The sequence below is a fragment of the Streptomyces sp. NPDC036822 genome (genome assembly GCF_055609145.1).
Map to the genome: position 1 here is coordinate 72193 of NZ_JBVJPY010000010.1, position 21265 is coordinate 93457.

A 21265-nucleotide genomic window follows, 5' to 3' on the forward strand; every position below is an offset into this window, starting at 1 on the left:
CCCTACTGATCGACCTGAGGTTAGGCTAACCTACCTTCGATCTACCCAGGCCGAACCCACGCGGCACGTACCGAAAGCGACTTCGCCATGCCCAGCAACGCCCGAGCCACCCATCTCACCCGTCGCGGTCTGCTCGCAGCGGGCGGCGCCCTCGGGCTCGGCGCCGCGCTCGCCGCCTGTGGCAGCGAGACCAAGGGCGGCGCCTCCGGTGCTTCGGAGAAGGCCGGCCCGTGGAAGTTCACCGACGACCGCGGCACGGCCGTCGAGGCGAAGTCCACCCCGAAGAACATCGTGGCCTTCACCGGCATGGCCGCCGCGCTCAAGGACTTCGGCATCGAGGTCAAGGGCGTCTTCGGCCCGACCTACGTCGAGGACCCGAAGACCAAGGAGCGGAAGCCGGACGTCCAGGCGGGCGACCTCGACATCACCAAGGTCAAGGTCATCGGCAACGTCTGGGGCGAGTTCAAGATCGAGGAGTACCTCAAGCTCAACCCGGACCTTCTCATCACGGACATGTGGGAGAAGAACGACCTCTGGTACGTCCCGGCCGAGCAGAAGGACAAGATCCTCAAGATCGCGCCGAGCGTCGCCCTCTGGGCCTCCGACAAGTCGATGCCGGCCGTGCTCCAGCGCCACGCCGACCTCGCCGCCTCGCTGGGCGCCGACGTGAAGACCAAGCAGATCCTCGCCGACAAGGCCCGCTTCGAGGCCGCCGCCGAGCGCGTCCGCCAGGCCGCCAAGGGCAAGAAGGACATCAAGGTCCTCATCGGCTCCGGCTCTCCGGACCTCTTCTACGTCTCCACCCCGGTCCGCCCGACCGACACGGTCTACTTCAAGGAGCTGGGCGTCAACCTGATCGTCCCGGACAAGCTGGACCAGGGCGGCTGGTTCGAGGGGCTGAGCTGGGAGAACGTCGACAAGTACAAGGCCGACGTCATCCTGCTCGACAACCGCACCTCGGCCCTGCAGCCCGAGGCCCTGAAGGCCAAGCCGACCTGGGCCGCGCTGCCCGCCGTCAAGGCCGGCCAGGTCTTCCCGCGCGTGACCGAGCCCGTCTACTCCTACGCCAAGTGCGCCCCGCTCCTGGAGGACCTCGCCAAGGCGCTGGAGAACGCGAAGAAGGTGTCCTGACCCGATGACGACCGCTGAGACCGCTCCGTTCCGATTCTTCTCCCTCCAGGTCGACCGGACGAGGCGGCTCGGCCCGTCGCTGGTCCGGATCACCTTCACCGGGGAGGAGCTGACGTCCTTCACCTCCGGAGGACGGGACCAGTCGCTCTCCCTCTTCCTGCCGCACCCGGGTCAGGACGCACCGGTCCTGCCCCCGCTGGACGACCCGGACATGTACGCGATCCTGGGCGCCTGGCGCGCGATGCCGCACGACGAGCGGGCCGTGATGCGCTCGTACACCGTGCGCGAGCAGCGGACCGAACCGGACGAGGTCGACATCGACTTCGCCCTGCACGAGGACGGCGGCCCGGCCTGCCGCTGGGCGCAGGAGGCCAAGTCCGGTGACCGGGTCGTGGTGCTCGGTCCGGCGGTCGCCGAGAACACCGGCGTCCGGTTCCAGCCGCCCGAGGACGCCGACTCCGTGCTGATCTGGGCGGACGAGACGGCCCTGCCGGCCGCCTCCGCGATCTTGGAGTGGCTGCCGGCCGGGACGCGGGCCCAGGTGTATCTGGAGGTGCCGCACTCCGGCGACCGGGCGGAGCTGGTGACGAAGGCCGACGCCGCCGTCACGTGGCTGGTGCGCGAGGAGGGGGCTCCGTCGGCCGTGGAGGCGGTGCGAGGCGCCGAGCTGCCCGGTGAGGCTCCCTACGTCTGGGTCGCGGGCGAGTCCGGCGCGGTGAAGGCGTTGCGGCGTCACTTCGTGCGGGACCGTCAACTCGACCGCACGCGTGTGACGTTCGTCGGGTACTGGCGCGAGGGCCTGTCCGAGGACGCCCTGCGCGAGGCGCCGGAGACGCCGGACGAGGCATAACCGCAGGTCGCGCGGTGCCCCGAGGGGCGAGGGATGTTGCGGTAGGAACTTAGGTTAGGCTAACCTAAGTTAAACGTCGCCCCCTCGCCCCTTTCCTGTCCGGAGGAGGCCGACCGAGTCCCGTCTCCGGGAGGACCTGCAATGCGCTCGCACCTGCTCAACGACGCCACGGCGGAGAGCTACCGACGCTCCGTCACCGAAGGGGTCGAGCGGGTGGCCGACAAACTCGCCACGACGCGACGCCCGTTCAGCGGCGTCACCCCCGCCGAGCTGGCGCCCGTCGTCGACGCCGTCGACCTCGACAAGCCGCTCGGCGACACCTCCGCCGCACTCGACGAGCTGGAGACCGTCTACCTCCGCGACGCCGTCTACTTCCACCACCCGCGCTATCTGGGCCACCTCAACTGCCCGGTCGTGATCCCCGCCGTCCTCGGCGAGGCCGTCCTCTCGGCGGTCAACTCCTCCCTGGACACCTGGGACCAGAGCGCCGGCGGCACCCTCATCGAGCGCAAGCTCATCGACTGGACCACCGGCCGCATCGGCCTCGGCCCGGCCGCCGACGGTGTCTTCACCAGCGGGGGGACGCAGTCCAACCTCCAGGCGCTGCTGCTCGCCCGCGAGGAGGCCAAGACCGCCGACCTGTCCAAGCTGCGGGTCTTCTCCTCCGAGTGCAGCCACTTCAGCGTCCAGAAGTCGGCCACCCTCCTCGGTCTCGGCCACGACGCCGTGGTCTCCATCCCCGTCGACCGCGAGCGGCGCATGCAGTCCGTCGTCCTCGCCGCCGAGCTGGAGGCCTGCCGCGCCGAGGGCCTGGTCCCCATGGCCATCGTCGCCACCGCCGGCACCACCGACTTCGGCTCCATCGACCCGCTGCCCGAGATCGCCGCGCTGGCCGACGAGTACGGCGCCTGGATGCACGTCGACGCCGCCTACGGCTGCGGCCTCCTCACCTCCCTCACCCGCCGCCACCTCCTGGACGGCATCGAGCGGGCCGACTCGGTCACCGTCGACTACCACAAGTCCTTCTTCCAGCCGGTGAGCTCCTCCGCCGTCCTGGTCCGCGACGGCGCCACCCTGCGCCACGCGACGTACCACGCGGACTACCTCAACCCGCTGCGGACGGTCGCCGAGAAGATCCCGAACCAGGTCGACAAGTCGCTCCAGACCACCCGCCGCTTCGACGCGCTCAAGCTGTGGATGACACTGCGCGTGATGGGCGCCGACGGCGTCGGCGAACTCTTCGACGAGGTCTGCGACCTGGCGGCGGCCGGCTTCGAGCTGCTCGCGGCGGACCCGCGCTACGACGTGGTCGTCCGCCCGCAGCTCTCCACCCTCGTCTACCGCTACATCCCCGAGGCCGTCACCTCCCCCGCGGAGATCGACCGCGCCAACCTCTACGCCCGTAAGGCGCTCTTCGCGTCGGGCGAGGCCGTCGTCGCCGGAACCAAGGTCGACGGCCGCCAGTACCTGAAGTTCACCCTGCTCAACCCCGAGACGACCGTGGCCGACATCGCCGCCGTCCTCGATCTGATAGCCGGCCACGCCGAGCAGTACCTGGGAGAGAACCTTGTCCACGCAGCCTCTTGATTTCATCGGCATCGGGCTCGGTCCGTTCAACCTCGGCCTGGCCTGCCTGACCGAGCCGATCGACCACCTGAACGGTCTCTTCCTGGAGTCCAAGCCCGGCTTCGAATGGCACTCGGGCATGTTCCTGGAGGGCTCCCACCTCCAGACGCCGTTCATGTCGGACCTCGTCACGATGGCCGACCCGACCTCCCCTTACTCCTTCCTCAACTACCTGAAGGAGAAGGGCCGGCTCTACTCCTTCTACATCCGCGAGAACTTCTATCCGCTGCGCACGGAGTACAACGACTACTGCCGCTGGGCCGCCGACAAGCTGAGCAGCATCCGCTTCTCCACGACCGTCAGCTCCGTCTCGTACGACGAGAGCGCGCGGGAGTACGTCGTCGCGACCGAGGGCGGCGAGACCTTCCGCGCCCGCCGGATCGTGCTCGGCACCGGCACCCCGCCGCACGTCCCGGAGCCCTGCCGGGACCTCGGGGGCGACCTCATCCACAACTCGCGCTACCTCCCGAACAAGGAGGCGCTGCAGAAGAAGAAGTCGATCACCCTGGTCGGCAGCGGCCAGAGCGCGGCGGAGATCTACTACGACCTCCTGTCCGAGATCAACGTCCACGGCTACCGCCTGAACTGGGTGACCCGCTCCCCGCGCTTCTTCCCGCTGGAGTACACCAAGCTCACCCTGGAGATGACCTCGCCGGAGTACGTGGACTACTTCCACGCGCTGCCCGAGCAGACCCGCTACCGCCTGGAGACCCAGCAGAAGGGCCTGTTCAAGGGCATCGACGGCGAGCTGATCGACGCCATCTTCGACCTGCTCTACCAGAAGAACCTGGCCGGCCCGGTCCCCACCCGGCTGCTCACCAACTCGGCCCTGCACTCGGCCGCGTACGACGACACCACCGGCACGTACACGCTCGGCTTCCACCAGGAGGAGCAGGAGAAGGACTTCACGGTCGAGACCGAGGGCCTGATCCTCGCCACCGGCTACAAGTACGCCGTCCCCGCCTTCCTGGAGCCGATCCGCGACCGCCTGCGGTGGGACGGCCAGGGCCGCTTCGACGTCGCCCGCGACTACTCGATCGACACGGCGGGCCGCGAGGTCTTCCTGCAGAACTCCGCCGTGCACACGCACTCCATCACCTCGCCGGACCTGGGCATGGGTGCGTACCGCAACGCCTACATCATCGGTGCGATGCTGGGTACGGACCACTACCCCGTCGAGAAGACCATCGCCTTCCAGGAGTTCGCGGTATGAACATCCGATTCCGTCCCCTCGATCCGGCCAAGGACGCGGAGCTGATCCACCCCTGGGTCACCCACCCCAAGGCCGCCTTCTGGATGATGCAGGACGCGGATGTCGAGGACGTCGAGCGCGAGTACACGGCGTTCGCCGCGAACCCGTACCACGAGGCGTTCATCGGTCTGGTCGACGACGTGCCCGCCATCCTGATGGAGCGCTACGACCCGTCGCAGCTGGAGCTGGTCGGGCTCTACGAGCCGCGGCCCGGTGACGTCGGCATGCACTTCCTCGTCGCGCCCACGGACACCCCCGTGCACGGCTTCACGCGCACCGTCATCACCGCCGTCATGCGCGAACTGTTCGCCGACCCGGCCACCACCCGCGTGGTCGTCGAACCGGACGTCCGCAACACGGCCGTCCACGCCCTCAACGAGGCCGTCGGCTTCGTGCCCGAGCGGGAGATCCGGAAGCCGGAGAAGCAGGCCCTGCTGAGCTTCTGCACCCGCGAACAGTTCGAAGCCGCCACGGGAGCCGCGATATGAACGCCGTCGACCACCTGACCCCCGCCCTCTGGGCCGACGCCAACCGCGCGCTGATCCGCAAGGGCCTCGCGGAGTTCTCCCACGAGCGGCTGCTCGAACCGCAGGAGCTGGGAGAGAGCCGCTACAAGGTCCTCAGCGACGACGGCGCGACCGAGTACCGCTTCACCGCCGACCGCTTCGCGCTCGACCACTGGCAGGTCTACCCGGACTCCATCAGCTGCCACCGCGGCGACGAGCAGCTCCCGCTGGACGCCCTGCGGTTCATCACCGAGCTGCGCGGCTCGCTCGGCTTGAGCGACGAGATCCTGCCGGTCTACCTGGAGGAGATCTCCTCCACCCTGGCCGGCACGGCGTTCAAGGCCACCAAGCCGAGGATCACCGCCGCCGAGCTGGCCCGCGCCGACTTCCAGGCGATCGAGACCGGCATGACGGAGGGCCACCCCTGCTTCGTCGCCAACAACGGCCGGCTCGGCTTCGGGGTGGACGAGTTCCGTGCGTACGCCCCCGAGGCCGCCGCCCCCATCCACCTCGTCTGGCTCGCCGCCCGCCGCGATCGTGCCGCCTTCACGGCCGGCGCGGACATCGAGTACGACACCTTCATCCGCGCCGAACTCGGCGACCGGGCGGTCGACGGCTTCGCGGCGACCCTCGCCGCGCGGGGCCTGGACATGGCCGACTACCTCCTGATGCCGGCCCACCCCTGGCAGTGGTGGAACAAGCTGTCGGTCACCTTCGCCGCCGAGATAGCCCAGGAGCGCCTGGTCTACCTCGGCGAGGGCGACGACGCCTATCTCGCGCAGCAGTCGATCCGTACCTTCTTCAACACGGCCGACCCGTCCAAGCACTACGTGAAGACGGCCCTGTCCGTCCTGAACATGGGCTTCATGCGAGGTCTCTCGGCCGCGTACATGGAGGCCACCCCGGCGATCAACGACTGGCTGGCCGGCCTGATCGAGGCCGACCCGGTGCTGCGGGCCGCCCGGTTCTCGATCATCCGCGAGCGGGCCGCCGTCGGCTACCGGCACCTGGAGTACGAGGCCGCGACCGACCGCTACTCGCCGTACCGCAAGATGCTCGCCGCGCTCTGGCGCGAGTCGCCGGTGGCGTCCCTGGCCCCGGGCGAGCGCCTGGCCACGATGGCCTCGCTGGTCCACGTCGACCACGAGGGGGCGTCCTTCGCGGGCGCGCTGATCAAGGACTCGGGCCTGGCACCGACCGCGTGGCTGCGCGGCTACCTCGACGCCTACCTGCTTCCGATCCTGCACTGCTTCTACGCCTACGACCTGGTCTACATGCCGCACGGCGAGAACGTGATCCTCGTCCTCGACGAGCGGGGCGCGGTCGTCCGGACGGTCTTCAAGGACATCGCCGAGGAGATCTGCGTCATGGATCCCGGCGCGGTCCTGCCGCCGGCGGTGGAGCGGATCCGGGCCGAGGTCCCCGAGGACATGAAACTGCTGTCCGTCTTCACCGACGTCTTCGACTGCTTCTTCCGCTTCCTCGCGGCGACGCTGGCGGCCGAGGGCACCCTGGACGAGGACGACTTCTGGCGGACGGTCGCGGAGTGCGTGCGCGGCTACCAGGAGTCGAAGCCGGAGCTGGCGGACCGGTTCGCGCAGTACGACATGTTCGCCGAGACGTTCGCGCTCTCCGCGCTCAACCGCCTCCAGCTGCGCGACAACCGGCAGATGGTGGACCTCGCGGACCCGTCGGCGGCGCTCCAGCTCGTCGGCGACCTGGCGAACCCGATCGCCCGGTTCGCCCGCTAGGGCGACAGGGCACGGCCCGGCCGGCGTCCGGGGTACGGTCCCCCCGGACGCCGGCTCCTTTCTCGTCACCCCTCCGCTACGACGCGGGCCAGGGAACCTGCGGGGAGCGGTAGTAGTCGATGCCGAGCGCCTCGAACCTCGGCCCCTGCGCCGCGAGACGCGTCCTGTACGTCTCCCAGTCGTGCGTGGCCGCCGGCGACCAGCCGAGCTCCGCCACCCCGGGGAGGCGCGGGAAGGCCATCCGGTCGATGTGCGCGTTCTCGGAGATGGTCTCCGTCCACAGGGGCGCCTCGACGCCCTTCACCGCGGACGCCGGCGCTCCGGGCAGATAGACCGCCGGGTCCCAGTCGTAGGACCGCTGCACCTCGACGTAGCCCGCCCAGCTCAGCCCGAGCGGGGTGTCCTTGGTGTATTTCATGTCGAGGTAGACCCGGTCGGCGGGCGACAGGATGAGCCCGGTGCCGTTCTGCGCGGCCTTCGCGACCTGCGCCTTCTCCGCGTCCGAGGTCCGGTCGAGGCCCCAGTACTGCGCGAGCGCGCCCTTCGCGGGGGTGGCCCCGGTCAGCTGGTGCCAGCCGACGACGGTCTTGCCGTACCGGGCGACGATCGGCTGGACCTTGTCCATGAAGGCGACGTAGTCCTCGTGCGGGGTGGAGTGCGCCTCGTCGCCCCCGATGTGCAGGTACCTGCCGGGGGTCAGCGCGGCCAGCTCCCGGAGCACGTCGTCCACGAAGTCGTACGTGACCGGCTTCGCCACACACAGCGAGCTGAAGCCGACCGCGGTACCGGTGTAGAGCGGTGGGGCGACGCCGTCGCAGTTGAGTTCGGCGTACGAGGCGAGTGCGGCGTTGGTGTGTCCGGGCAGGTCGATCTCGGGGACGACCTCCTGGTAGCGGGAGGCGGCGTAGCGGACGATCTCCTTGTAGTCGTCCTTGGTGTAGTGGCCGCCGGGGCCGCCGCCGACCTCGGTGGAGCCGCCGTAGGTGGCGAGCCGGGGCCAGGAGTCGATGGCGATGCGCCAGCCCTGGTCGTCGGAGAGGTGCAGATGCAGCTTGTTGACCTTGTAGAGGGCGAGCTGGTCGATGTAGCGCTTGACCTGGTCGACGGTGAGGAAGTGGCGGGAGACGTCGAGCATCGCGCCCCGGTAGGCGTAGCGCGGGGTGTCGGTGATCGTGCCGCCGGCCACCCGCCAGGGCCCGGCCTGGACGGTCCTGTGCTCGACGGCGGCGGGCAGCTGCTGGCGCAGGGTCTGCACGCCGCGGAAGAGTCCGGCGGGGCGGTGGGCGGTGAGCGTGATGCCGTCGGGGGCGGACCGGAGCCGGTAGCCCTCCTCCCCGAGCGCCCGGTCGCGGGGTGACAGGCGCAGCAGGATGCCGCCGCGCGCCCGGTCCTCGTCGACGACGGGCAGGGGGTGGCCGGTGGAGGGGCGGAGCACCCCGGCGAGGTAGTCGCCGATGGCGCGGGACTCGCGGGAGTCGCCGTCGACCCGGATGCGGGTGGCGGCGGTGATGGCGTAGGGGGCTCCGGCCGGCTCCACGGACGCGGGGGCGGGCACGATCTGCCCGAGCGGCCGGGTGAGGGCGGGGCCGGGAGGAGGGGCGGAGGCGGCGGCTCCGGCAGAGGAGAGGCCGGCCGCGGCGACGATCAGCAGGGCGCCGAGCACTCGCGGGAACGTTCTGCGCTGTCTCACAGGGAGGGTCCCTTTCGACGGGCTTCACGACGGTGGGCATGCGTATCCGATCGGTCACCATGCGTACCGTGCACCCCATCCGGGGTCAAGGTGTAGACCAATTTCGCCGCGAACGACGTCGATCACGCTCCAGCCTGCCCGATTCCGGGCAGGTTTCTTGCAAAGCAGGGCCCTGACCCTTCAGTATTCACGGGTGCTCGAACGCCGCCCGTCGCACGACGACCTCATCGACCACCTGGTGCGCAGCACCGCGCTCCAGCGCGGTGAGGCCGCCCGGGTGATCCTCGACGTGCTGGCGTACTTCGACGAGTCGACCGAGGACTACGTCCGCCGCCGCCACCGCGAACTCCAGTCCGGCGGCGCGGTGAACGCGGAGATCTTCGAACGCATCGCGGCCGAACTGCCGCACCGCGCCGTGGCGCCACCGGAGCTCTCGCTCCGGCAGCTGCGCCGCATCGTCTACGGCTGAGCACACCCACTGACTCGGAGGGCTGAAACCTTTATGTGCGGAATCGTCGGTTACATCGGAAAGCGTGACGTGGCCCCGCTGCTCCTCGAAGGACTGCAGCGGCTGGAGTACCGGGGGTACGACTCCGCCGGCATCGTCATCAGCAGCCCGAAGGCCAGCGGCCTGAAGATGGTCAAGGCCAAGGGCCGCGTCCGGGACCTGGAGGCCCGCGTCCCCAAGCGCTTCACCGGCACCACCGGCATCGCCCACACCCGCTGGGCCACCCACGGCGCGCCCAGCGACGTCAACTCGCACCCGCACCTCGACCCCGAGAACAAGGTCGCCGTCGTCCACAACGGCATCGTCGACAACGCCTCCGAGCTGCGCGCCAAGCTGGTCGCCGACGGCGTCGTCTTCGCCTCCGAGACCGACACCGAGGTCATCACCCACCTGATCGCCCGCTCCCAGGCCACCTCCCTGGAGGAGAAGGTCCGCGAGGCCCTCAAGGTCATCGAGGGCACGTACGGCATCGCCGTCATGCACGCCGACTTCGGCGACCGCATCGTGGTGGCCCGCAACGGCTCCCCCGTCGTCCTCGGCATCGGCGAGAAGGAGATGTTCGTCGCCTCCGACGTCGCCGCCCTGATCGCCCACACCCGCCAGGTCGTCACCCTCGACGACGGCGAGATGGCCACCCTCAAGGCCGACGACTTCCGCACGTACACCACCTCGGGCGCGACCACCACCGCCACCCCGGAGACCGTGGAGTGGGAGGCCGCCTCCTACGACATGGGCGGCCACGACACGTACATGCACAAGGAGATCTCCGAGCAGCCCGACGCGGTCGACCGCGTGCTGCGCGGCCGGATCGACGACCGCTTCTCCACCGTCCACCTCGGCGGCCTCAACCTCGACGCCCGCGAGGCCCGCACCATCCGCCGCATCAAGATCCTCGGCTGCGGCACCTCGTACCACGCCGGCCTCATCGGCGCCGGCCTCATCGAGTCCATGGCCCGCATCCCCGCCGACGCCGAGCCGGCCTCGGAGTTCCGCTACCGCAACCCGGTCGTGGACCCCGACACCCTCTACATCGCCGTCTCCCAGTCCGGAGAGACGTACGACGTCCTCGCGGCCGTCCAGGAGCTCAAGCGCAAGGGCGCCCGCGTCCTCGGCGTCGTCAACGTCGTCGGCTCCGCCATCGCCCGCGAGGCCGACGGCGGCGTGTACGTCCACGCCGGCCCCGAGGTCTGCGTCGTCTCCACCAAGTGCTTCACCAACACCGTCGTCGCCTTCGCGCTGCTCGCCCTCCACCTGGGCCGCATCCGCGACCTGTCGGTCACCGACGGCAAGCGGATCATCGAGGGCCTGCGCAAGCTGCCCGAGCAGATCAGCGAGATCCTCAAGACCGAGGACGACATCAAGCAGCTCGCCGAGGAGTACGCCGGCGCCCAGTCGATGATGTTCATCGGCCGCGTCCGGGGCTACCCCGTCGCCCTGGAGGCCTCCCTGAAGCTCAAGGAGATCTCCTACATCCACGCCGAGGCCTACCCCGCCTCCGAGCTGAAGCACGGCCCGCTCGCCCTGATCGAGCCCGCCCTGCCGACCGTCGCGATCGTCCCCGACGACGACCTGCTCGAGAAGAACCGCGCCGCGCTGGAGGAGATCAAGGCCCGCAGCGGCCGCATCCTCGCCGTCGCACACCAGCCGCAGGAGAAGGCCGACCACACCATCGTCGTGCCGAAGAACGAGGACGAGCTCGACCCGATCCTCATGGGCATCCCGCTCCAGCTCCTCGCCTACCACACCGCCCTCGCCATGGGCCGCGACATCGACAAGCCGCGCAACCTGGCCAAGTCCGTCACGGTCGAGTAGCAACCTCCGGGCCTGTCCCCCGGAGACTCGACCACGGCCGGGAAAGCCCGTCCGCCCACCTTCCGGCCTGTCCCCGGAGGGCCGGACGCCCGGCCGGACACGGGAAGGGGTCCCCGCGCGCGCACGCGCGCCCAGGGACCCCTTCCCCTCTTTCTTTTGTGGGCTCGGTTCGCCTCCGGGCGCTTTGTGCGGGTGTCGACGGTCGGCCGTGCTCGGCCGCTCGTCCCTCGCGGCCTGCGCGCGTTCTCCCTTTCGACACCCGCGCGCCCTTCGGCTCACTCGCCCCACGGAGGCTGACGGACACCGGCCGACAGCCGGCCCCGCGGCCTGCGCGCGTTCTCTCTTTCGACACCGGCCGACAGCCGGCCCCGCGGCCTGCGCGCGTTCTCCCTTTCGACAGCCGCGCGCCCTTCGGCTCACTCGCCCCGCGGGGCCGGGGCGTCAGCTCGCGGCCGGGGCCTCGCGGCGGGAGGGGCGGCTCACCGAGGTCGGCCAGTGGGCCACCGCCGCCGTGGCGCCGTACCAGGCCGCGAGGCCCGCCACCGCGGCGACCCAGCCGCCCGCCTTCGCGAGGCCGCCGTTGCCGGCCAGGGCGCCGATGCCGAGCAGCAGCAGCGCCACGAACAGCAGCCCGTAGACCCCCTGACCGAACAGACCGGTGCCCGAGGCCGCCATCGTCAGCGTGAGCGCCAGCAGCGCCCACAGCAGCAGGAAGAGCCCGGTCGCCTCGGCCGACGCACCGCCGCCCACCGCCGTCCCCCAGGTGAACCAGAAGGCGCCGAGCGCCGAACATGCCGTGCCGTCACGGCCGTTGCCCGCCCACAGGGCGAGCAGACCGGCGAGGAACAGCGCCACCCCGCCGACCCAGGTGGCGAGGGCCGCGGCGTCGGACGCCGCGACGTTGTCGATCACACCGGTGCCGCCTATGCCGAAGGCCAGCAGGGTGAGTCCGAGTGCGAGTTGGCCGAGTGTGGAGGCGGTGTTTCCCGCGGCGACTTCGTTGTCCACGGCGGGCTCCCTTCAGATGCGCAGTTGTGCTGCTTGGGCCGCTTTGTTCCGGTGACCCTTATCTACCCTTCACAAGCGCACAATTCACCTGAGTATGGCCGAATTTATCTCCGTGGCACGGAAGTTGTGGGGAGGAGCGGTGGTTACGGGATGACGACGACGGGCCGCTGGGCACGTCGCGCCAGCCGGCCCGCGACGGATCCGAAGATCCGGCCGACGATGCCGTGCGTGGAGCCGACCACGATCGCGTCGGCGGAGTACTCCCGGCCGACCTCCTCCAGCTCGTGGCAGATGTCGCCACCGCGCTCGACGAGGATCCACGGGACCTCGGCGAGGTAGTCCGCGCAGGCCAGCTCCAGGCCGAGCACCTCGGTGCGGTGGTCCGGCACGTCGACGAAGACAGGGGGCTCACAGCCCGCCCACACCGTGGTCGGCAGCCTGTTGGCGACGTGCACGATGATCAGACCGGAGCCGGAACGGCAGGCCATGCCGATGGCGTACGCCAGGGCTCGCTCACTGGAGGTCGAGCCGTCGAAACCGACGACCACTCCGTGCCGGAAGGCGGGATCACAGGAGTGACGTGGCTGTTCCACCGCCAGGGGGTCAACCGTGGAATCGGCGACGCGCTTGCGGTCCGCGGGTTCGGGGATTTCGTGACCGGCCATCGGTGTCTCGACGAAGAAGATCCTTCTGGGAAGGGACAGAACGGCTGCTGGTGGCGGAGCTGTGTCCGGGAATCATCTTCCCAACCCCATACCCCCAAGGGTACGGCGACACTCCTCTCCTGCCCAGAGCCCGCCGTGCGGCGTGCGGCGATCGCACGGCGTCCCAGGGAGCATGCACGAGCCTGTCCCCCTCTGGCAATGCCGGTTGCGTCCTACAGCTGTCCATACGGGGCCCCGGTGTCCGTACGGGGGCCAAACGGACGCGCCGGGCAGTGACCGGAACGTTGCAATCCTCGTTGCCACTGGTCCAGCCCACCGACGCAGGGAGACCGCCCGTGCCCGCACCATCGGCCGCCGCCGCCCAGACCTCCGTCCCCGCCCCGCCGCGCGGTCGCCGCCGCACCGGAAGCCGGCCGTCGATGGCGGCGCCGGCGGATCCCACGGGAGGCGCGGGCGGCACGGAACGGGCGACCGGAGGGACGGCCGGAGGCGCGGGCGGGGAGTCGGCGGGCGACGTGGTCCGCTGGGCGGCCTTCTGCTGCGTGCTCGTCCCGGTCGTCCTCGTCGTCTACGGCACCTCGCTGGGCGGAGCCGCCGGGGCCGCCCTCGGGCTCGTCGCCGTGACGGCGGTCTGCCGGGTGCTGCTGCGCCGCTCCGAGCGCGGGCTGCGGGGCGAGGGCTCCGGGAACCGCGTCCCCTGTACCCCCGGGGCCCGCCGCCACCGCCAGGAGTGACCCGGCCCGACGGACCCGACCTGACGAACCCCCCGTAGAGCTGACAGGTTCGCACACCCACACCCGTATGATTTCAGCCAACTTCCCGATGTCGGCGAGTCCTTGCCGGAAGGGCCCTCCAACCCCGGTTCCACCAGGACGGAAAGCCCTGCGGCGGGCCCGCGCACCCTACGGGGACGGGCCATGCGCGGAAGGCGCACTTCCCTGCGCGGCCCGCGAGTGGAACGCTTCCTGATCGAATGCTTCGCGCCAAGTTGCCTTGTCGACAATGTGCCGGATGGAGAACTTGTCACGCCGGCGGCACGGAACACAGTAGATTCGATCTTGGGTATCGAAGACTGGGGTCTCGTGCAAAACCGAGGGGAAACGTGCAGGAGCGACAGGACCAGGGAGACGCAAACACCGAGGGGGGCTTAGCGTCATGAGCCAGGACTCCGCCGCACCGGAGGCCGCACGGAAGCTTTCCGGGCGCCGCCGTCGCGAAGTCGTCGCGGTGCTGCTGTTCAGCGGCGGCCCCATCTTCGAGAGCTCCATCCCGCTCTCCGTATTCGGAATCGACCGGCAGGACGCCGGAGTGCCCCGCTACCGGCTGCTCGTGTGCGCCGGCGAAGAGGGACCGCTGCGGACCACCGGGGGACTCGAACTGACCGCGCCGTACGGCCTGGACGCGATCAGCCGGGCCGGAACCGTCGTCGTACCGGCCTGGCGGTCGATCACCTCGCCGCCGCCGCCGGAGGCGGTGGAGGCGCTGCGCCGGGCGCACGAGGAAGGCGCCAGGATCGTCGGGCTGTGCACCGGGGCGTTCGTCCTGGCCGCCGCCGGCCTCCTCGACGGCCGTCCCGCGACCACACACTGGATGTACGCGCCGACGCTCGCCAAGCGCTACCCGTCGGTCCACGTGGACCCGCGGGAGCTCTTCGTCGACGACGGGGACGTACTGACCTCGGCGGGCACCGCCGCCGGGATCGACCTCTGTCTGCACATCGTGCGGACCGACCACGGCGCGGAGGCCGCGGGCGCCCTGGCGCGCCGGCTGGTCGTCCCGCCGCGGCGCAGCGGCGGTCAGGAGCGCTATCTCGACAGGTCTTTACCCGAGGAGATCGGCGCCGACCCGCTCGCGGAGGTCGTCGCCTGGGCGCTGGAGCACCTCCACGAGCAGTTCGACGTGGAGACGCTCGCCGCCCGCGCGTACATGTCACGGCGCACGTTCGACCGCCGGTTCCGCTCGCTGACCGGCTCCGCGCCGCTCCAGTGGCTGATCACCCAGCGGGTGCTGCAGGCGCAGCGGCTCCTGGAGACCTCCGACTACTCCGTCGACGAGGTCGCCGGGCGCTGCGGCTTCCGCTCCCCCGTGGCGCTGCGCGGGCACTTCCGCCGCCAGCTCGGCTCCTCACCGGCCGCCTACCGCGCCGCCTACCGGGCCCGTCGCCCGCAGGGCGAGACGACGACGGCCGTCATGGACCCGGTCGTGCCGTCGCAGGTCGCCCCCGCGATCCGGCGCCCCGGAGGCCCGCTCGACCAGGGCAAGCCGCAGTCCGACGTGTACGCCTCGGGCCGCCCGGCGCTGCCGGGCCAGCGGAGCGCTCCGTAGACCGCGCGCCACAAGCCGCGCACCGCAGGACGACGGGCGCCCGGGGACACCCCCCTGGGCGCCCGGCGGCGTCCGACGGCCACGAGCCGGGTCCGATCACCGGCCGAACCCATAAGGTAGGACGCATGAACGATCGCATGGTGTGGATCGACTGCGAGATGACCGGGCTCTCGCTGACGGACGACGCACTCATCGAGGTGGCCGCACTGGTCACCGACTCGGACCTGAACGTACTCGGCGAAGGGGTGGACATCGTGATCCGCCCGCCGGAGGCGGCCCTGGAGACCATGCCGGACATCGTGCGCAGGATGCACACGGCCTCCGGTCTCCTCGACGCCCTGCCCGGCGGCACCACCCTCGCCGACGCCGAGGCCCAGGTCCTGGCCTATGTACGCGAGCACGTCAAGGAGCCCCTCAAGGCGCCGCTGTGCGGGAACTCGGTCTCCACCGACCGCGGCTTCCTCTCGCGGGACATGCCCGCCCTGGAGAGCCACCTCCACTACCGGATCGTCGATGTCTCCTCGATCAAGGAACTGGCCCGCCGCTGGTACCCGAGGGCGTACTTCAACAGTCCGGAGAAGAGCGGCAACCACCGAGCGCTCGCCGACATCCGCGAATCCATCGCCGAGCTGCGCTACTACCGCGAGGCGGTCTTCGTCCCGCAGCCCGGCCCCGACTCGGAGACGGCGAAGCAGATCGCCGCGCGCCACGTCCTGCCCGCGGAATGAGCCACCGCTCGCGCCCGCCGTCAATACGGGCGCGAGCACCCGTCGGGACCCTGTAGACTTCTTCTCGGCCGGTCGGGGAAACCTTCGGGAAAACCGCCGGTCATGGTGGGTATAGCTCAGCTGGTAGAGCACCTGGTTGTGGTCCAGGATGTCGCGGGTTCGAGTCCCGTTACTCACCCTGATGGCTCAAGGCCCCGGTTCTTCGGAACCGGGGCCTCGTCCGTGTGCCCGCGCGGCGTTCGACCGAGCGGGTGGCCCGGCCCGGCGAGTTCGCCGCCCCCAGCGAGCTGAGCCCCTCCCGCCGACGGCGCCGCACTACGCTCCGGAAACCGGCCCCGCCCCCCACCGTCACCGGCGCACCCGGCCCGAGAGGAGGGATCCCGTGCGCAGAGCCACCGCGCTCGCCCTCGTCCTCCTCCTCGGAGCGGGCCCCTCGGCCGGCTGCGGCGGCGACCGGGACGGCACGGACGCGGACGGACGGACCGTCCTCACCGTCGGAGTGTTCGGAGCCTTCGGCCTGAAGGAGGCCGGGCTCTACGACACGTACATGAAGCTCCACCCGGGCATCGCCATCCGGCAGACCTCGATCGAACGCAACGAGAACTACTACCCGCAGCTCCTCACCCACCTCGTCTCCGACTCCGGCCTCGTCGACGTCCAGGCCGTCGAGGTGAACAACATCGCCGAGATCACCGCCACCCAGGCCGGCCGGCTCGAAGACCTGGGCCGGGCGCCCGGCGTCGACAAGAACGCCTTCCTGCCGTGGAAATGGGCCCAGGGCACCAGCGGCGACGGCCGGACCGTCGCCCTCGGCACCGACATCGGCCCGCAGGGCGTCTGCTACCGCAAGGACCTCTTCGCCCGCGCCGGTCTGCCCACCGACCGGGCGGCCGTCGGCCGGCTGTGGGCCGGGGACTGGGGCAGGTACCTGGCCGTCGGCCGCCGGTTCCGGGCGAAGGCGCCGGCCGGCACCGCGTTCGTGGACTCCGCCTCCGGCGTGCTGGCCGCGATCACCGGAAGCAGCCCGCGCCGGTTCTACGACGAGAAGGGCCGGATCGTCTACAAGGACAGCCCCGCCGTGCGGCGCGCCTGGGACCTGGCCGCCGCCTTCGCCACCGGCGGTCTGACCGCCCGGCTCCAGCAGTTCACGCCCGCCTGGGACCAGGCGTACGCCAACGGCACGTTCGCCACCGTCTCCTGCCCGGCCTGGATGCTCGGCTACATCCAGGACAAGGCGGGCCCGGCGGGCCGGGGCCGATGGGACGTGGCCGCCGCTCCCCGGCCCGGCAACTGGGGAGGCTCCTTCCTCGTCGTACCGTCGGCGGGCCGGCACCGCGCCGAGGCGGCGAGGCTGGTGGCCTGGCTGACCGCCCCCGCGCAGCAGGCGACGCTCTTCGCGCGGCGCGGCAGCTTCCCCAGCGCCTCGGCCGCCCACGCGCTCCCGGCCGTCTCCGACGCCACGCACGCCTACTTCGGCGGCGCCCCCGTCGGCGCCATCTTCGCCGAGGCGGCGCGGGGCGTGCCGGTGGCGATCACCGGCCCCAAGGACGCGGTCATCGCCCAGAACCTGGGCGACATCGGCATGCTCCAGGTCGACCAGAAGGGGCGGTCGCCCCGGGACGCCTGGGACGCGGCGGTGCGGACGATCGACAACGCCCTGGACGAGTGAGCGCCTTGGCCGACGTCGCCGTTCCCGTACCCCCTCCCCCGGTCCCGTCGAAGGAGGCCGAGCGGCGGGCCCGCCGCCACCGCAGGGACGTGCGCTGGAGCCCTTACGCCTTCGTCGCCCCCTTCTTCCTGCTCTTCGCGGCCTTCGGTCTCTTCCCGCTCGTCTACACGGGCTGGGCCTCGCTGCACCGCGTGGAGCTGACCTCGCCCGGCGAGACGCGGTGGGTGGGTGCGCGGAACTTCGCCCGGCTCGTGACGGACGAGTTCTTCTGGAACGCCCTGGGGAACACGGCGGTCATCGGCGTCCTCTCGACCGTGCCGCAGCTGCTCATGGCCCTGGGCGTCGCCCAGCTGCTCGACCACCGGCTGCGCGGCCGGATGTTCTTCCGGGTGGCGGCCCTCACCCCGTACGCCACGTCGGTGGCGGCGGCGACCCTGGTCTTCGCGCTCCTCTTCGGGCGGGAGCACGGCCTGGTGAACTGGGTCCTGGGGACGGCCGGGGTCGGACCGGTCGACTGGCAGAACGGCACCTGGGCGTCGCGGATCGCGGTCTCCACGATCGTGATCTGGCGCTGGACCGGCTACAACGCGCTGATCTACCTGGCGGCGATGCAGACCATCCCCCCGGAGCTGTACGAGTCGGCGGCGCTCGACGGGGCCTCGCGCTGGCGGCAGTTCCTCCACGTCACCGTGCCGGGGCTGCGGCCCACGATCCTCTTCACGGTCGTGGTGTCGACCATCGGCGCCACCCAGCTCTTCGGCGAGCCGCTGCTGTTCAACGGCAGCGCGGGAGCGACGGGCGGTGCCGAGCACCAGTACCAGACGCTGGGGCTCTACCTGTACGAGCAGGGCTGGGTGAACCACCACCTGGGGCGGGCCTCGGCGATCGCCTGGGCCATGCTCCTGATCCTGCTGCTCCTCGCCGCGGTGGCGTGGACGGCGCGCAGGGTGCCGTGGGGGCGGCTGCGGCGGGAGTGGCGGTTGTGGCGGCGGCGGCGGGAGGCGGTGCGATGAGGGCGCGGGGCGGTGTCACGCGTGAGGGGCGCCTCCGGAAGGCGCGGGGCGGTGCGCCGGGAGAGAGGCGCGTCACGGGGGCGCGGGGCGCGGGTCCGCTCACGTACGCCGTCCTGGCGGTCTTCACCGCCGGCTCGCTCCTTCCCCTCGCCTGGACGGCGATCGCGGCCTCCCGGGACTCCACACGGCTCGCGCGGACCCCGCCGCCGTTCTGGTTCGGCGACAACCTCGGGCGGAACCTCGCGGTCGCGTGGTCGGACGCGCACCTGGGCGTGGCGCTCCTCAACACCACGATCGTCGCGGGGTCGGTGGCGGCGGGGACGGTGCTCTTCTCGACCCTGGCGGGCTTCGCCTTCGCCAAGCTGCGCTTCCGGTTCAGGAACGCGCTGCTGACGGTGGTGATCGGCACGATGATGGTGCCGCCGCAGCTCGCCGTCGTCCCGCTGTTCATGCTGATCGCCGAGCTGTCGTGGACGGACCGGCTGCAGTCCGTCGTCCTGCCCGCGCTGGTCTCCGCGTTCGGGGTGTTCTTCATGCGCCAACACCTGGTCCGGGCCCTGCCCTCGGAGCTGATCGAGGCGGCCCGGGTGGACGGGGCGAGTGCGGTGCGGGTCGTGTGGCACGTGGTGTTCCCGGCGGCCCGCCCGGCGATGGCGGTGCTCGGCATGCTGACGTTCGTGATGACGTGGAACGACTTCTTCTGGCCGGTCGTCGCGCTGACGCAGAACGGCTCCCCGACGGTGCAGGTGGCGCTGACCGGGCTCGGGCGCGGCTACATCCCCGACCCGTCCGTGATCATGGCGGGCGCGTTGCTGGGGACGCTGCCGCTGCTGCTGGTCCTCGTCGTCTTCGGCCGGCAGATCGTCGGCGGGATCATGCGGGGCGCGGTGAAGGGATGACGAGGGGCGCGCGCCCCGGTCGGCGGAGGGGTGGGTGGGGGCCGGCCGGGACGCGCGCGTGTGGGGGGACGGAGCGGCTCACTTGTAGGCGGCGAACGCCTTGGTGAAGGCCAGCGGCTGCTGGAGGATCGAGGAGCAGGTGGCGTCCGCGTGGTTCACGGCTCCGGCGGCGCACTGCTTGTCGCGGGTGGAGGACCACATCGACAGCCAGCCGATGCCCTTGGACCTGGCGAAGTCGACCAGCTCGGTCGCGTCGGCCACCGTGAAGATCTCGGTCGTCACGTCGTTGACGCCGATCATCGGGGTGACCGCGACGGCCTTCCACGCGGCCGCGTCGGAGAGGCCGAGGACGCCCTTGATCTGGGCCTGGGTCGCGGTCGCCGCCTGGATGGCGTACTGGCCCATGTCGCCGCTGTAGGCCGGTCCGTAGTCCATCGCCATGATGTTGACGGCGTCGACGCGGACGCCGTTGCGCTTCGCGTCGGCGAGCAGGTCCACGCCCGGCTGGGTCAGGCCCTCGGGCATGACGGGCAGGGTGAAGGACACGTTCAGGCCGGGGTGGGACTTCTGGAGCTGCGCGATCGCCTGGGAGCGGCGCGTGTTGGCGGCCGTGTCCGGCAGGGCGGCCCCCTCGATGTCGAAGTCGACCTTGGTGAGCTTGTACTGGTCGACGACCTTGCCGTACGCGGCGGCGAGGGCGGAGGAGGTCGAGCAGTTCAGGGCGAGCTCGTGGCCCGCGGCGCCGCCGAAGGAGACCCGGACGTCGCCGCCCTTGGCCCGCAGGGCGCCGATCTGGGCGGCGACCTTGTCGTCGGCGAGGCCGGTGACCCCGCCCCACAGCGGCGCGCAGGCCCCGCCGGAGGTGATGAAGGCGAGGTTGAACTCCTTGACACCGGTGGCATCGGCGGTGGCCGTCAGGTCGTACGCGGGGTAGAGGGAGGTGTCCACGTAGGGCGCGTACCGGGCGGAGCCGGGGGTGCCCGGGTCGCCGGTGGCGGTCGCGGTGGGCTTCGGGGACGCGGTCGCGGTGGGCGGCGCGCTCGGGGTCGCGGAGGCGCTCGGGGTCGCGGAGGCCGTGGGGGCGGTGGTGGCCGTGGGATGCTCGGTGGGGCGTCCGCTCGGCGTCGGGGTGGCGCCGCCGACCGAACAGCTCGCCTTGTCGATCAGGCAGTTCGCGGGATCGCCGGCCTCGCCGGAGGCCGAGGTCACGAACCCCACGGTGACGGACTGGCCGGGGGCGAGCTCCTTGTTCCAGCTCGCGGGCTTCACGATGACGTGGCGGCCCGTGACGGTGTGTTCGCCGTTCCACAGGGATCCGATGGTCGTCCCGGCGGGCAGGTCGAACTCCAGCGTCCAGCCCCCCGACCGGACGCTGGAGGTCTCGTTGGTGATGACGTACTGGCCGGTGTAGCCGCCGTTCCAGGTGCTCGTCCTGGTGTAGGCGGCGCCGACGGCCGCGGCCTGTGCGGTCCCGGTGAACGCGAAGGCCGCGCCGCCGATCACCGCCGCCGCGACGACCGCGCCGACGGCCTTGGTCCTGCCGGTCGTCCTGCGCCGGTGCGTACTGGTGCCCATCGCGTGCCTGCCTCTGTGTGCCGGGGGTGGAGGTGGGTGCGGGCAGCACGCTAGCGAGGGGGAATCGGACAAATGCGTACGCGAGGAGGGTGATTGAGGATCCTTAGGCTCCGCTTAAGGAAGCCATCGGGAGGAGGAAAGGTTGGAGGGCGGAGGGGGGCCGGACCTGCCCGGCAGACGGGCAAGTGGACGGGCCTGACCCGGCGGGCGGCCGGGCCTGGCCGGGCGGACGGGCGGACGGGCGAGGCCCAAGGGCT

General features: G+C 71.2%; 18 protein-coding genes and 1 tRNA gene. 15 read left to right on the plus strand and 4 right to left on the minus strand.

Annotation, left to right across the window (positions count from 1 at the left end):
• Positions 1-87: 87 nt before the first annotated feature.
• The 6 genes from ACZ68P_RS22685 to ACZ68P_RS22710 all read left to right on the plus strand — a co-directional run bounded on the left by ACZ68P_RS22685 (position 88) and on the right by ACZ68P_RS22710 (position 7116).
• Complete coding sequence (locus ACZ68P_RS22685; protein WP_471008933.1) at positions 88-1131, plus strand: ABC transporter substrate-binding protein; 1044 nt, start codon at positions 88-90, stop codon at positions 1129-1131.
• A 4-nt stretch (positions 1132-1135) separates the two neighbouring features.
• A complete protein-coding gene (locus ACZ68P_RS22690; RefSeq protein WP_471008936.1) occupies positions 1136-1981 on the plus strand; it encodes a siderophore-interacting protein in 846 nt (281 codons plus the stop codon).
• A 141-nt stretch (positions 1982-2122) separates the two neighbouring features.
• On the plus strand, positions 2123-3568 hold the full coding sequence (locus tag ACZ68P_RS22695; RefSeq protein WP_471008938.1) for a pyridoxal phosphate-dependent decarboxylase family protein: 1446 nt from the start codon (positions 2123-2125) through the stop codon (positions 3566-3568).
• A complete protein-coding gene (locus tag ACZ68P_RS22700) occupies positions 3549-4820 on the plus strand; it encodes a lysine N(6)-hydroxylase/L-ornithine N(5)-oxygenase family protein (RefSeq protein WP_471008940.1) in 1272 nt (423 codons plus the stop codon). Before ACZ68P_RS22695 ends, ACZ68P_RS22700 begins: the two co-directional genes overlap by 20 nt.
• Positions 4817-5347 (plus strand): GNAT family N-acetyltransferase, encoded by a 531-nt coding sequence (locus tag ACZ68P_RS22705; RefSeq protein WP_471008941.1) that lies wholly within the window; start codon positions 4817-4819, stop codon positions 5345-5347. Before ACZ68P_RS22700 ends, ACZ68P_RS22705 begins: the two co-directional genes overlap by 4 nt.
• Positions 5344-7116, plus strand: coding sequence for an IucA/IucC family protein (locus ACZ68P_RS22710; protein ID WP_471008943.1), 1773 nt, complete (start codon positions 5344-5346; stop codon positions 7114-7116). Before ACZ68P_RS22705 ends, ACZ68P_RS22710 begins: the two co-directional genes overlap by 4 nt.
• Before the next feature lie 76 nt (positions 7117-7192).
• Here ACZ68P_RS22710 and ACZ68P_RS22715 read toward each other — a convergent pair whose 3' ends face one another.
• On the minus strand, positions 7193-8806 hold the full coding sequence (locus ACZ68P_RS22715; RefSeq protein WP_471008944.1) for a beta-N-acetylhexosaminidase: 1614 nt from the start codon (positions 8804-8806) through the stop codon (positions 7193-7195).
• Between the two features lie 193 nt (positions 8807-8999).
• On the opposite strand from ACZ68P_RS22715, the gene ACZ68P_RS22720 reads away from it, so the two are divergent.
• A complete protein-coding gene (locus ACZ68P_RS22720) occupies positions 9000-9275 on the plus strand; it encodes a hypothetical protein (protein WP_365715263.1) in 276 nt (91 codons plus the stop codon).
• Between the two features lie 33 nt (positions 9276-9308).
• Positions 9309-11126, plus strand: coding sequence for a glutamine--fructose-6-phosphate transaminase (isomerizing) (gene glmS / locus ACZ68P_RS22725; protein ID WP_365715264.1), 1818 nt, complete (start codon positions 9309-9311; stop codon positions 11124-11126).
• A 441-nt stretch (positions 11127-11567) separates the two neighbouring features.
• Here glmS and ACZ68P_RS22730 read toward each other — a convergent pair whose 3' ends face one another.
• Both ACZ68P_RS22730 and ACZ68P_RS22735 read right to left on the minus strand, forming a co-directional pair.
• Positions 11568-12134, minus strand: coding sequence for a GPR1/FUN34/YaaH family transporter (locus ACZ68P_RS22730; protein ID WP_471008946.1), 567 nt, complete (start codon positions 12132-12134; stop codon positions 11568-11570).
• A gap of 143 nt (positions 12135-12277) precedes the next feature.
• Positions 12278-12799, minus strand: a complete 522-nt coding sequence (locus tag ACZ68P_RS22735) for a universal stress protein (protein WP_471008948.1) — start codon at positions 12797-12799, stop codon at positions 12278-12280.
• Between the two features lie 335 nt (positions 12800-13134).
• Between ACZ68P_RS22735 and ACZ68P_RS22740 the strand changes: the two genes are divergently transcribed.
• The 7 genes from ACZ68P_RS22740 (at position 13135) to ACZ68P_RS22770 (ending at position 19433) form a co-directional block, all read left to right on the plus strand.
• On the plus strand, positions 13135-13533 hold the full coding sequence (locus ACZ68P_RS22740) for a hypothetical protein (protein ID WP_471008950.1): 399 nt from the start codon (positions 13135-13137) through the stop codon (positions 13531-13533).
• A 421-nt stretch (positions 13534-13954) separates the two neighbouring features.
• A complete protein-coding gene (locus ACZ68P_RS22745; RefSeq protein ID WP_471008951.1) occupies positions 13955-15124 on the plus strand; it encodes a helix-turn-helix domain-containing protein in 1170 nt (389 codons plus the stop codon).
• Between the two features lie 125 nt (positions 15125-15249).
• Positions 15250-15852, plus strand: a complete 603-nt coding sequence (gene orn / locus ACZ68P_RS22750; RefSeq protein WP_365715268.1) for an oligoribonuclease — start codon at positions 15250-15252, stop codon at positions 15850-15852.
• 105 nt (positions 15853-15957) lie between these two features.
• Positions 15958-16030 (plus strand) — tRNA-His (locus ACZ68P_RS22755).
• A gap of 204 nt (positions 16031-16234) precedes the next feature.
• Entirely contained in the window at positions 16235-17521 is a 1287-nt protein-coding gene (locus ACZ68P_RS22760; protein WP_471008952.1) for an ABC transporter substrate-binding protein, read from the plus strand.
• Positions 17522-17526: 5 nt separating this feature from the next.
• The gene (locus ACZ68P_RS22765) at positions 17527-18534 is read left to right on the plus strand and encodes a carbohydrate ABC transporter permease (protein ID WP_471009226.1); all 1008 of its coding nucleotides are present in this window, start codon (positions 17527-17529) and stop codon (positions 18532-18534) included.
• Positions 18531-19433 (plus strand): carbohydrate ABC transporter permease, encoded by a 903-nt coding sequence (locus ACZ68P_RS22770; RefSeq protein ID WP_471008953.1) that lies wholly within the window; start codon positions 18531-18533, stop codon positions 19431-19433. The genes ACZ68P_RS22765 and ACZ68P_RS22770 overlap by 4 nt, the downstream gene beginning before the upstream one ends.
• A gap of 78 nt (positions 19434-19511) precedes the next feature.
• On the opposite strand, the gene ACZ68P_RS22775 is transcribed toward ACZ68P_RS22770, so the two are convergent.
• Positions 19512-21008, minus strand: a complete 1497-nt coding sequence (locus ACZ68P_RS22775) for a glycoside hydrolase family 18 protein (protein ID WP_471008954.1) — start codon at positions 21006-21008, stop codon at positions 19512-19514.
• Positions 21009-21265 lie beyond the last annotated feature (257 nt).